8 protein-coding genes are annotated in these 12,492 nt (G+C 71.1%); all 8 read right to left on the bottom strand.

The features are described from left to right. Window position 1 precedes the first annotated feature (1 nt). The 8 genes from CES90_RS26980 to CES90_RS27015 all read right to left on the bottom strand — a co-directional run bounded on the left by CES90_RS26980 (window position 2) and on the right by CES90_RS27015 (window position 12,384). The gene (locus CES90_RS26980; protein WP_189786666.1) at window positions 2–2,218 is read right to left on the bottom strand and encodes an endonuclease; all 2,217 of its coding nucleotides are present in this window, start codon (window positions 2,216–2,218) and stop codon (window positions 2–4) included. 41 nt (window positions 2,219–2,259) lie between these two features. Further along, complete coding sequence (locus CES90_RS26985; RefSeq protein ID WP_189786665.1) at window positions 2,260–3,408, bottom strand: hypothetical protein; 1,149 nt, start codon at window positions 3,406–3,408, stop codon at window positions 2,260–2,262. Beyond that, window positions 3,405–5,006 carry a hypothetical protein gene (locus tag CES90_RS26990; RefSeq protein ID WP_189786664.1) on the bottom strand — a complete coding sequence of 534 codons (1,602 nt, stop codon included), beginning with the start codon at window positions 5,004–5,006 and terminating at the stop codon, window positions 3,405–3,407. Before CES90_RS26990 ends, CES90_RS26985 begins: the two co-directional genes overlap by 4 nt. 27 nt (window positions 5,007–5,033) lie before the next feature. Then, a complete protein-coding gene (locus CES90_RS51330) occupies window positions 5,034–6,542 on the bottom strand; it encodes a S8 family serine peptidase (RefSeq protein WP_189786663.1) in 1,509 nt (502 codons plus the stop codon). A gap of 49 nt (window positions 6,543–6,591) precedes the next feature. Further along, window positions 6,592–6,900: a response regulator gene (locus CES90_RS27000; protein ID WP_189786662.1), complete on the bottom strand. Its 309-nt coding sequence runs from the start codon at window positions 6,898–6,900 to the stop codon at window positions 6,592–6,594. Between the two features lie 148 nt (window positions 6,901–7,048). Beyond that, window positions 7,049–7,843, bottom strand: a complete 795-nt coding sequence (locus tag CES90_RS27005; protein WP_189786661.1) for a hypothetical protein — start codon at window positions 7,841–7,843, stop codon at window positions 7,049–7,051. A gap of 285 nt (window positions 7,844–8,128) precedes the next feature. Then, entirely contained in the window at window positions 8,129–11,005 is a 2,877-nt protein-coding gene (locus tag CES90_RS27010; RefSeq protein WP_229914254.1) for a helix-turn-helix transcriptional regulator, read from the bottom strand. 113 nt (window positions 11,006–11,118) lie between these two features. After that, window positions 11,119–12,384, bottom strand: a complete 1,266-nt coding sequence (locus tag CES90_RS27015; protein ID WP_189786659.1) for an alpha-L-fucosidase — start codon at window positions 12,382–12,384, stop codon at window positions 11,119–11,121. Window positions 12,385–12,492: the final 108 nt, after the last annotated feature.

A 12,492-nucleotide genomic window follows, 5' to 3' on the forward strand; every position in this document is an offset into this window, starting at 1 on the left:
CTCAGGGCCAGACGCCGGAGAAGTCGATCTTCTCGATCCATTCCGGGTGGTCTATCAGGGGATTGCGATTGCCCTGCAGCTCGGCGATGGCGGCATTGCGGTGCAACTCGTACTCGCTCACGGGCTCGTTGCCGTGCCAGGCCAGGAGCGTGGGCAGGCGGTTCTCGGGGAACTCGATGGACCTGTCGCCGATCAACCCCGGGTAGCGCAGCAGGAAGTAGAGAGTGGCTCGGGCTACCGCTCCCTTTCCTTCCTCGGGTTCGAACCCCACGGCCGTGTCACGCGCCCCGCACTCGCCCCGTATCGCCAGCTCGAATTCGGGGAAATCGGCGAACGAGTAGTTGTTGCGGAAGCTGTTGCACCCGCTCTCGCAGGCGAACAGATGGTGGAGGTCGCCCCGCATGGGCTCCCGCCCGTCGAACCACGACTGCGGCACCACGTGTTCGCAGTTGAACGGCATCGACGCCTCCAGAGAGGCGAACTCGGCGGCGAACTCGGCCGGACCGGCAGTGCCCTCGTGGAGGATCAGCTCCTGCACGCGTGCCAGCCGCGCTTCTTCCACGGCGGCGTCCAACCGTATGAACTCCTCGGCGGAGAAGTCCTTTCCGGAGTAGATGCTGCGCAGCCGGCCGTCCCGGTGCAGGTCGACCCACGGATAGACGAGCCGGATCGGCTTGTACTTGGGCCGGGGCCTGTGTGTCTCCGTCAGCAGTTCGGTGAGGGCGCGGCGCATTGCGTCCCCGTCGTCGGTGCCGATGTCCGCGTAGTAGGCGTCGCGTGCGGCGGTGTCGCCGGGCCGGTCGTAGTACGGCCGTTCCCGCGCGAGGCGGTGGTTGACCAGGGCGGCGTTCACGTCCCGCTGGACGGCGGAGGCCACGTCGGGCGGCCCGGCCGGGGGCGGTGCCGTGGGCGCGAGCACGGGCGGCGGGGTGGTGACGGTCGCCACCGGGAGTGCCGGCGAGTCGACTCCGATGCTGATCCGCAGCGGGACGGTGAGGTGGGCGGTGCCGTCGGCCACGTACGCCTGCGCCCCGGTGGGCCTCGGCAGGTTCGACGCACCGTCGGTCGAGGGCGCGGGTGTGGGCGGGGTGCTCTCGACCGGGGCCGGAGGTGTCCCGGCGGGCGTGCCGGCAGCCGGTCCGGAAGAGGGCCCGGGGGTGAACACCTCGTCGCGGAGCCGGGCGGCCGCACCGGTCAGGGTGATCTCGTGCAGGGCGCGCAGCACACGGCTGATCCGCACCCCCTCGTTGGCCTTCCACGCCAGTCGGTCATCGCCCATGTCCGGCGTCCAGGGCGTTCCGTCGACGCTCAGGGGGCGGCCCTCGGCGTCGGTCTTCGGGACGGCCGAGTGATGCAGCGCGACGACCTCCCACTGGTCGTTGAAGACCGGCGAACCCGACGAACCCTCACGGGTGTCGGACTCGTAGTGCATGAAGCGGTCGAGTATGTCGACGATCTGGTTCTCGCGCAGCGCGAGCTGCTTGGGCTCGCCCCGGGGGTGCTGAATGATGTTGACGTACTCCCCGATGACGACCATGCCCTGCGCCTCGCTGAGCGTCAGCCGGCCGAACGACGAGAGTTCCTCGCCCCCCGCACCGCGTTCGGCCACCGCGACGATGCTGAAGTCCAGAGCGCGGTCGGTGACGAAGAACCTGTGCGGCTCCAGCTGGAAGACCGCGGGTGTGAGCGGCTGCCCGTCGAGCCCGGCCTGCAGCGCGAACGCGACCACGCTGCGACGGGCCTCCTCCTGGCTGCGCAGCACATGGTTGTTGGTGAGCAGCAGGGCGGGTGACACCATGAAGCCGGTGCCGTGACCGCCACCGGGTCCGCTGATGGTGATCCGGCCGACCGCGCGCGAGACCAGGGCACCCTCCTCCAGGAACGCGACCGGGGTGAGGTTGTTGCGCCCGATGAGGCGTTCCAGGCCCAGCACGTCGCTGCCGAAGCTCTCCGGCGGCAGCCGGAGGGTGCTTCCCGCCGCGGTGACGGGCTCCGACGGCTCCCGTTCGATCGCCCTGGCCAGCGACCAGTCGGCGCCCAGACGGGCCAGCCTCTTCTCGACCCGTTCCGGTTCGTCGGCGTACAGCACGCCACGCGTCTGGAGCAGCTCCCGGTTTCTCTCCCGCTGCCCGGTCCGGTGCGCATAGCGTTCCGCGGCCCGCGTCAGCTGGGACAGGTAGTCGGATTCGGTGAGGGAGAAGAGTTCCGCCGTTGTCATGGGTCCGCCTCCCGTGTGTGGCGGTGTGGTGGTGCGGCGCGCTACGCCACGAGTCGTGTGCTGCGTGATGCCTGGTCGGGGTGGGTCCCGAGGTAGCCGTGCGCGGAGAACGCGCCGGGTGCGAAGGCGCCCGGCGTGACGTCGTCGCCCGCCGCGAGCTCCACGCAGGCGGTCTGCGGCCGGGCCGTGCTCAGGCCGAGCCGGCAGGCGGTGGCCGTGAGCCTCACGGTGACGAAGTCGGCGATCTGGGCGCCGAACTCGATGGGCCTGCCGCCGATGGTGATGTCGCCCACGGCGAAGCCCCGGCCCGCGGGCACCTCGTAGACGGCACGTACCGGGAAGCCGGTGTCGCCGCGTTCCACGGTCCAGAAGCTCTTCGGGTCGGAGCCGTCGGGAGTGCTCCACCCGTCGGTGGCCAGGTCGTCGAAGTAGATGCCCACGGGGTCGCTGAGCGCGATGTCCGCCTTCTGCCGGGCGATCGAGTTGACCACTTCGCCGATGTGCGGGTCGCTGTTGCGGTCGGGTACGCCGTACTTGGCACAGGCGATGAGTTCCTGCGCGCCGGTGAGTTCCCGGCCGCCGATGACCCGCCGGATGGTCGCGGCGGCGGCGAGTTCGATCTCCGCGCCGAGGGTGTTGGACTGCTGGATGAGGTGCATCGCCCCCTGCGTCGTGGAGTCGTTCCACTTGTTGCGCCGTATGTACCGGCCGTTGGGGGCGAAGAGGTCGCTCCGTCGCACGGCCGGGCCGATGTGGGCGCGGTAGATGTCGAGGGCCTTGTCCGGGTTGGTCTGCGCCAGCACGTCCCAGTACTCGGGGCCCTCGCAGGTGAAGGTGGCGCGGGTGATCTTCCCGGTGCCGTCGCGGGTCACGCTCCACTCGCAGTACTCGTCCTGTACGTCGCGGCTGGCGTCGGCGCGTTGCCAGCGCTGCCGGTCCGAGATCGCTGCCTTGAGGCGGTTGGGGAACGCTGTCCAGGTGACGGCCGCCTGGACAGCGTCCGCCGCGGTGTCCGTCTTGGTGAGGTTGTAGAACTGCGGCCGGGGGCTGTCGTGCAGCACCTCGGCGGGGTCCGGCCCGGTGATCGCCTGGTCGACACTGTCGCTGATGAAGACGTGCCACGCCTTCTTGCCGACGTCGTCGAGGTCGGTGAGTCGGCCGGGAGGCCCGTACGCGTTGATGGTGGTCATGGAGAACCTCCGGTGGTCACGACACCGACGGTGCCGTCCTCGTTCATGCGCAGCCGTGGTGCGTCGGCGGGGATGTCGGTGGTCGGCAGGGTGAGCGCGAATTCGTTGAGCCTCATCTCCCTGAATGCGCGGCGGCGTGATTCCGTCAGCCGGACGCAGTCGTCGAATCCCGACGCCGTACGGATCCGTGCCGTGACCTTCTCCAGGTACACGTCCACCCGCTGGGCGAAGACACCGGGCCAATCGGCCTCGGGGACCGCCCAGTTGCGTGCGAACTCGGCCTCGGGGCTGTCGGCGGGCAGGGTCCGCGCGGTGGCGACGACGGCCGAGGCGATGTCGTCGCACCAGGTCGAGGCGGGTACGGGCGCGGTGGGCACGTAGCGCATCAGATGGGCACGGACCGGGCTGAATACCGGGTTGGTGAAGTCCACCATCAGCGCACAGGCCGCGAACCTGGCCGGCACGAGGCCCTGCTTCACCGACTGCCGCACCACGTCGTTGTCCTCGTACGCGGGCTCCGGGACGACGAAGGCGAAGAACGTGTCACCCGGCTGCGAGAAGGCGCTCACCTGTTCCTCCAGCCGGAAGCCGAAAGCCGTGAGGCTGTCCGCGTACAGGGACGCCGGCGCGGTGGGCACGGTCTCCATGCCCACCGGCAGGCCGAGATCGTTGAGCAGGGCGTCGGCGTTCAGCCAGAAGCCCAGGGGCAGGGGCAGATCCCTGCCGCCGGACGTGACCGTCGCGCTCTGCGTCGACGTACTGGCGAGGTTGACCGTGGTGCTCGTGAACAACTGCCGCAGCAGATGGTCGGGGTGCGCCACCATGCCGTCGGCGACGACCGCCGAGAGGCGCGCTGTGGTCCACCGGGAGACGAGGCCCTTCACCGTGAGCTCCAGGCGCTCGGCGCCGATCACTTGACGGTAGAGCGGGTTGTCGCGCAACGGGTCATCCGGGGCGAGCTGGATCGTCGCGGACATGGACTGCCAGTTGCTCCAGGGCTGCTTGAGCTCCTTCATGACGACGCTGCCGTTGACGTGACTGTCGAAGCAGCCCTTTCCCCGGGACTCGGGTGCCAACGACGACCAGGAATCGCCCGTCCAGATCCAGGCCGGCGAGATCCGCATGTAGTAGTTGAAGACCCGGGCGACCGGGTCCCAGGCGGCGACCTGGAGGAAGACCGAGCCGGGGTCGCTGCTGACCAGCAGGTCGGGGTCCCTGCCCGGTGCCGCGCGGGAGATCGCAAAACGGAAGTCGCGGCGGAGCCCGGGGGCCTCGTCCGGCGGGATCTGCCCGGCCTCACTGATCAGATACACGGACTGCGCCGTGAGCTCGCCCGCCGCGGTGAGCCCGTCCAGCACCTCTTCCAGCGTCATGGGCCAACGGCCCTGCCGGAAGAAGACCGTGGCCATCGGGTCCCGCAGCCCGGCGAACTGCCCGGCGGGCATGGGCGCCGGTCCGCGATCCACGCCGCTCACGCCTCGGTACAGCGTCCCCGGTCTTAGTCCTCCGCCTTCGTCCGCGGCCGCGACGGCTGCCGTCGCGGCCGCAGGCCAGGCGGTCGTCCGTCGGCGTTCAGGAGTGCGGTCCCACAGCGACATGGTTTTTCCACCCTCCGTCGCGCACTGTCAGGGGATCTGGTCGAGGACGAAGGACAGGGCGGCGTCGACGTTCACCAGACCCGCGCCTGTGGCCTCGTCGGGTCCGATCCGCGCCGGACGGTTGAATCTCGGATGGTTCGCGCCGATGGTGACGTCGACCGCCGTCTTGGTGAGGGCCTTGATGACCTGGTGGGGCGTGAGCTTCGGCCGGGCTCCGAGCAGTACGGCCGCCGCTCCCGCGACCTGCGGCGCCGCCGCCGACGTGCCGGAGAACAGCGCCCACCCGTCATCCTCCGCCGTACCGTCGCCGCGGTCGGGCAGCTGCCCGTCGGCCTGGGCCCGGCTCTCGGACACGTCGAGCGCGCAGCCGGGCGGCACCGGCAGCATGAGGTACTGCGCCCGGGGTCGCATGCCGACCAGACCGGACACCACGGGCACGACGACGCCGTCGAACCACGGGCTGGCGTAGCCGCTCGCGTAGTCGGAGGCCCGCAGCTCCAGCCCCGGTCCCACGAACACGCCACCGACGGACAGCACTCCGGGAACCTGCGGTTCCATGGCGAACTGTCCGTTCATGGCCGAGAAGACGACGGTGATGCCCCGCTCCACCGCGTCCCTGATCTCCAGTGCGAACACGTTGTCGTTCTCCGTGGGCGGACCCACGGGAGGGAACGTCCGCGACCCGCCCCAGGAGTTGGTGAGCACCTGCGGGCCCTCGGCCTTCGCGCCCAAACAGTCGGCCTTCGCACGGATGAAGGCCGTGAAGGCGCCGGTCAGGTTGCCGGAATTGTCACTCGCCCGGTAGGCGTGGAGGCCGGCTCCGGGTGCCACGGCGAAGACGTTCGCCGATTCGCCGGTCCCGTGTCCGATGGGATCGTGCACGGGACTGGTGCCCGGCAGGACCGCGACCGTGGGCGAGACCTGGTAGCCGTGTGCGGCGAAGTAGGTGTGCGGGAACTGCCCGGTGTCCACCATGGCGACCCGGACCCCGGCACCCACCGCACCCCGGGCATGGGCCCGGGTGGCGCCCAGCAGCATGGCGACGTCACCCGGCAGCCTGAGGTGGAACCTGTCGACGTTGGGCGGCTGGGCGGACGGCACGAGGCGCGCCGGTGTACGCGGTGACTCCAGGGCCACGGCCTCGATCGCGTCGGTCCCCGGCACATCGCCCACCCCACGGGCCTCGGGCTGCCGCTCGCCCACGATGTCCAGCTGCGTCACATAGCGGATGTGGTCCATCTCGACCTGGCGCAGCGCCTCGTAGGTCTCGACCCTGCCGCCGGTCAGCTCCTCGTACGCCGCGGGCGGTCCGCTGACCGTGAAGCCCAGCCGGCTCTCGGCCGTGATGGTCAGTCCGGCCGCGAGGGCGTAGTCCTCGGCACGCTGCTGGCTCTCCGGGTCGGTCCGGAACGGCTCGGCCGAGTCCCAGAGAGTGGCCCGGGTCATCGGTGTCCCGCCCCGTGACCGGGCCGACACATAGCCGTACACCTGTTCTGGAGCGGGTTGCCCGTACTGGGGCGTCATGGGGAGCGTCATCGGTCCTCCAGTCGTCGCCGGGGCGAGGGGCGACCGGGACGGTCGTCGCTCAGTCCGGGGAGGCGGTGTCGGCGCCGAGAGCGGGGAGCGGCAGGACGGTGACGGACCGCGTGGTGTCCCGGAGCGCCGGTGGGACCGGAAGTGACCGAGGCTGTGCGCGATCGCCCGGGGGCTCGCCGAAGGCCTCGGCGAACCGGTCGGCGGGTCCCGTGAGAAGGGCACCGGCGGTCATGGGGGACACGTCGATTCCGTGCTCGGCGCACCACTCGACCAGTTCGCCCACCGGTGCGTCGGCGTGCAGTTGCACGAGGGCCTCGACGAACTCCTCCCCGGAGCCGTCGCTTTGCTCCGCTGCCACGGTGTCTCCGGTCTCTCCTTGAAGTTGGCTCTCCCCCTTTCGATGCTGACAGGTGCGGCAAATATGTGCAAAAGGGTCCCAAGTCCCTGTGTTTACCGGCGTTCAGTATTCTGCTCGGTGTTCGGAATACCGAATTCCTGCCGGTCCGCTAGCCGAAGCTGGGGCTGGGCACGAGCAGGTCTTCGAGATCTTCGACGAAGTCGGTGGGGAGAGGAGTGGGGGCGTAGGGCTCGGGCTCGGCCGTGGGGGAGGGCACGTCGTCGGGATCGGCCGTCGGCGTGCCGTCCGGACCGCAGACATGTGCCGCCTCCGGACGGGTCAGATGGTTGGTGGCCACGCGCTCGGTCCGGAAGTCCACGTCGTCGATCTCGCCGAGACCGCTGTCGCGCAGGTGGATCGTCTCCGGCAGCTCCTTCTCGGTGAGCGGTTTGCCGACGGTCACGGTTGCCAGCGCACCCACGCACACGCTTCGGTCGTCGGCGTACAGCTTCTTGGGCGCGGCGACCTCCTGGAGCTTCCGGCCGTCGTGGCGCAGCCGGGTCTGCTGCGCGCGCTCCATCGAGAAGTAGAAGTCCGGGTTCCCCGCGGGGTCGGACGGCTTGTCACCTTCCGCCGGTGAGCCGTAGGTGAGCTTCCAGTACTCCACTGTCACGTCGATGGGCTCGCACAGCGGGCCGTCGTAGCCGGGTTCGCTCTGCGACAGAGTGACGGCCTTGATCTCCTCGACGTCGGTCTGTGCGGAGTGCAGGATCAGCCAGGTCCTGGTCTTCTCGACCGACCAACCGCTGTTGTCATGGCATCCCGCGGGGCCGGTGGGATAGAGAGGGGTACGCGACGGTGTGGGCGAAGCCGTCGACTCCGTCGCCGAAGGAGTGCTCCCGGCCGCCGTCTCGGTGTCGTCACCGCCGGAGCAACCGGCCGTGAGCAGGACACTCCCGACCACGAGAGCGGCGAGCGGCCTCCCCTTCCACGCGCCGCGTCGGCGACGCCCCGGTGCCCTGGCCCTGCCGCCCCCTCCGCGGCAGCGACTCGGGTCCGTAGTGCCCACCGTCGCGTGCGTGGCAACCGTGGCATCCGACTCCGGTACGACCGACCCGGCCCGCATACTCGTCCCCCGCTCTCGTGGCCTCAGAACTGATCGTTCCGGATGGGGGACGGGGCCGGTATCAGGGAAATTACGTAATTACGCGCTGCGGCCACGGAGCCCATGAGCCTTCGTCACCACGTATCACGTGCCGCCCTCACGGAGTTCGTCGCGAAGTTCATCACGGACCTGGAGGGCGGCCAGCGCGGCCCTGGAGGTGACGCCTGTCTTGCGGTAGATGCGGGAGAGGTGGGTCTCGACCGTGCGCGGGCTGAGAAAGAGGCGTTCGGCGATGGCGGGGCTGGTCAGGCCCTCCGCGACGAGGGCGGCGATCTCGCGTTCGCGCGGCGACAGCGTGGACAGCTCCAAGGGCGCCTGCCCCCGCGAGGGCGAGGACGAGGGCGTCCCCGGGGTCGCGTCCGGGCCCACGCCCGTGCCCGGGGACGCCTCGGATGCCGGCTCGGTGAAGACGGCCGGGCGGATCGCCTCCGCGAGGCCGACCAGCAACTGGGCGTCGGCTTCCGCGCTCAGCCACCGGGCGCGCTCCCACATGGCGCGGGCCCGGGCCGGCCGCCCGGCGGACGCGGTCAGCGGTGCGCCCAGCAACAGGGTCAGCGTCTCCCACAGGGGTGTCCCGCCGCACAGTGCCTCCTCGGCGGCCTGTTCGAAGAGGTCGGCGGCGGCGCCCACATCGCTGTCGGCGAGCGGGATGTGCGCCGAGCTGCGCAGCGCGGACGCCCGCTGTGCCGCGAGACCCAGCCGCTCGGCCTCCTTGCGGGCGCGTTCCGCCCAGCGCCGGGCCTCGTCGTGGTCCCCGGCGGTGACGGCGGCGGTGACGAGGATCTCCAGGAACAGCGGTCGCATGCTCGGCTGCAGACCGCTGAGATCCTCTCCGCCCGCTCGCAGCACGGCCGCCCGGGCCCGTGCCGTGTCACCGGCGTAGATGGCCGCGTACCCGAGCATGCACCAGGCGATGGACGCCCACCAGCGGGTGCCCGACCCGGCCCGGGCGACGGCCTCCTCGGCCACGGTCAACGCGGTCCCGTCGCCCGGCGGAAGCGCGGGGATCAGCGCCTGGGCCTTGGACGCCAGCACGAAGGCGAGCAACTCGTCGCTGCCGATGCCCCGGGCGATCGTCTCCGCCTCCTCGGCGAGTTCGATGGCCGACCCCAGGCGCAGCGTCAGGATGTGGACGTGGGACGTGCAGAGCAGCAGATGCGGCACCACATAGAGCAGGCCGCCCCGGCGGGCGACGGCCAGGCCGCGTGCGGCGTGCCGCTCGGCGTCGGCGTACCGTTCCAGGAACGCCTCCGCCCAGCTGAGCCGGGCCAGCGGCTCGCACAGGCCTGCGAGATCCTGGTCGGTGAGCGAGTCCACGAGCGCGGCGGCACGGTCGGCGGCCTCGGCGGCGGCCCTCGTGTTGCCCTCGTACGACTCCCCGAGCGCGGTGATCGCGAGCGCGCCCGCCTCCGCCACCTCGTCACCCAGCGACCGGGCCAGCTCAAGGGTGCGGGCCACATCGTCGTGTACGTCGGGGTAGGAGCTGGCGTGCGGGGCGGACGAGCCCAGTTCCAGGCCGAGTTGAACGGTCTCGGCGGGGGACAGGCCGGAACCCCGGGCCAGTTCACGGCGGAGCAGGGCAACGGCTTCGGCGTAGCGGCCGAGGTGGCGTTCCATCACGGCGCACAGGGCGACCGCCGAGGCCCGTACGCCGTCGTCGGTGCCCGGCGGCGACAGGCTGATCACCTCGTGCAGCAGGTCTCGGCTCTCCCGCAGCCCGCCGCAGACGCCGAGCGCCTCGGCCCGGCGCAGCATCAGGTCGCGCCGCAACGCGCCGTACGCCGACTGGTCCGGCAGATGCGCGAGCGCCACGCCCAGCCAGTGCGCGCTGCTCGCGGGTGCGGTGGCGGCGGCCTGCTCGGCGGCCTTGGTCAGGACGGCCACGGCGGGCGGGTCCCAGCCGGTCAGCGACCGCTCGACGTGGTGCGCCCGCTCGGTCACCGGCGCCCCGAGGCGGGCGAGTTCGGCGGCGGCGAGCCGGTGCATCAGGGTACGCAGCGTCGGATCAGTGGTGTCGTGCACGAGCGCCCGCAGCACAGGATGGCGCAGCGTCCAACGGCCGTCGGGCCCCGGCCCCGCCAGATCCCGGGCGGCCAACTCCCGGAAATCCGCGTCGAGTTCGCTCTCCTGCCGTCCCGTGACAGCGGCCACCAGAGCGGGCGTCGCGTGATCACCCAGCACGGCCACGGCCTGGGCCGTCCTGCGCTGGGCGTCGCTGAGCGGCGTCAGCTCGTCGAGCAGCAGCGAACTGAGGCCCGCGGGACGCCCGGCCTGGAGCAGCGCCAGGAAGTACAGCGGATTGCCCTCACTGGCCGCGTACAGCTCCGCCGCGAGACCGGACGGCAGCCCGGGCGCCAGCGCCGCGAGACAGGCACTCTCATCGAGCGGCCCGAGCTCCAGCCGTAGCACCGTTCCGGCCTCCACCCCCCGGAAGAGGGAGGCGGCGAGCGGGGCCGAGGTCTGCCGCTCGCGGCGGGCGACGACGATGACGACGGGCGCGCGGCGCGGCGGATGCCGTACGAGATGGTCCAGCAGCTCCAGGGACGCCGGATCCGCCCAGTGCACGTCGTCCAGGGCGACCACGAGGCCGCCGCCCGCCTCCGCGATCCGTACGAGATGATCGGCGACGGAGCGCTGGAGGGCGAAGCGGTCCGTGGAGTGGGCGTCGGCGAACGGGGACGCGTCCTCGTGCCCGTTGTCGAGATCCGCGAGAGCGTCGGCGAGGGGCCGGTACGGCAGATGCCGCTCGTACTCGGTGGCCCGGCCGCGCAACACGGTCATGCCCCGCTCCCGCGCCCGCCCGCAGAACTCGGACACCAGTCGGCTCTTGCCGATCCCCGCGGCCCCGGTGACATCGACGACGGCGGGGCCACGGCCCCGGTCGGCCAGCCGGTCGAGAACCTCGTCGAGCCGTGCCAGCTCACCCTCCCGGCCCACCAGCGGAGCCACGTCCCACGGCACTGCGCCCCCCCGAATGCCCCGATGTGTCGAACCTCCGGTCGAATGCTGGCGATTATACGTACCACTCGACATGCCGCCGGGCGTGCGGCTCGGCGCGGACGTGGGCGGCCCGATCAGTTCCGACCCGCACCCCGATAGAGGTCCAACTCCCCCTCCAATTCCACGGCAAGCACTGTCGCGTACGGGTCGAGGTCGGCCTGTGCCGGCGCGTCGATCCAGGTCACACCCGGTACGGCGCCCAGGCCGCCGGTGACGTGGTGGCTCAGCTCGGTGCCCGTGCCGAGGACCGTGACGCGCTTGACCTGGTTGCACAGGCCCCGTATGGACACGGTCTCGCGCGGGGTGTCGAAGCACATCAGATACAGGGTGCGCCGGTCGGCGGAGAGGGTGCTCGGGCCGTAGTGGTGCTCGGCGGGCAGACCGGCAACGGTGTCGTACACGGCGTCCGAATGCCGGGCGATCCAGGCGCCGAGGCCCTCCATCCGCTCGATCTGCTCCTCGGGGATCGTCCCGTCCTCGCGCGGCCCGGCGCCGAGCAGCAGGTTGCCGCCCATGCCGATGGTCTCGGCGAAGTACCGGACCAGTTGTCGTACTGACTTGAAGTCGTGGTCGTGCGGACGGTAGCTCCACGAGTCGTTGATGGTGAGGCACAGCTCCCACGGGCCGTCGGGGGCCTGCAGAGGGGCGCCCTGTTCCGGCGTGGCGTAGTCGCCGTAGCTGAGCATGCGGCCGTTGAGGATGGTGTCCGGGTTGCCCGAGAGGATGAGATCGGCGAGGTCACGCATCCGCCACTGCTCCTCGGTCCGTTCCCACTCGCCGTCGAACCAGAGGATGTCGGGGCGGAAACGCTCGACGAGTTCCCGGACCTGGCCGTCGCGGTACGTCAGATAGCGCGCCCAGGCCTCCGGGTCCTCCCGGCCGGGCTCGGCGTGTGAGTAGCTGGTGGCCGGGACGATGTGAGGGCCCGGATGCCGTTCGGTCGCGTAGTCGGGGTGGTTCCAGTCCGAGTGCGAGTAGTACAGGCCGACCTTGAGGTTCCGGGCGCGCAGCGCGTCGACGAAGCCGGTGACCAGGTCACGGCCGGCGGGTGTGTCCCGGACCACGTCGAGATTGCGGTGGTCGGTGTCCCACAGGGCGACGCCGTCGTGGTGCTTGGTGGTGAGCACCGCGTACCGGGCGCCCACGCGGGCGAACAACTCGGCCCAGGAGTCCGGGTCGTAGTGCGCAGCGGTGAAGCCGCCGAGCTGTTTCATGTACTGGTCGTGCGTCATCTCGCCCGTGTAGAAGGACCAGGACTCGGCGGCCCCACCCACGGCGTACACCCCGTAGTGGATGAAGATGCCCAGCTTGGCGTCGGGAAACCAGGGTTGCATCGGCATGCGCCCACGCTAGGCGCCGAGCCCCGGCGCGCGCGTGGGCGCCGGTCACCACTACTGGTCCGTTTTCACCACGCGCGAAGCGGGCTGGGGCTTGCGACGGGATGTCTT

It is taken from the genome of Streptomyces capitiformicae (assembly GCF_002214185.1).
Lineage (GTDB): Bacteria > Actinomycetota > Actinomycetes > Streptomycetales > Streptomycetaceae > Streptomyces > Streptomyces capitiformicae.

What these genes read in the sequence shown, in the direction of transcription:
- CES90_RS26980 (WP_189786666.1), bottom strand. Translation starts at nt 2,218, where the DNA reads ATGACAACGGCGGAACTCTTCTCCCTCACCGAATCCGACTACCTGTCC.
- CES90_RS26985 (WP_189786665.1), bottom strand. Translation starts at nt 3,408, where the DNA reads ATGACCACCATCAACGCGTACGGGCCTCCCGGCCGACTCACCGACCTC.
- CES90_RS26990 (WP_189786664.1), bottom strand. Translation starts at nt 5,006, where the DNA reads ATGTCGCTGTGGGACCGCACTCCTGAACGCCGACGGACGACCGCCTGG.
- CES90_RS51330 (WP_189786663.1), bottom strand. Translation starts at nt 6,542, where the DNA reads ATGACGCTCCCCATGACGCCCCAGTACGGGCAACCCGCTCCAGAACAG.
- CES90_RS27015 (WP_189786659.1), bottom strand. Translation starts at nt 12,384, where the DNA reads ATGCCGATGCAACCCTGGTTTCCCGACGCCAAGCTGGGCATCTTCATC.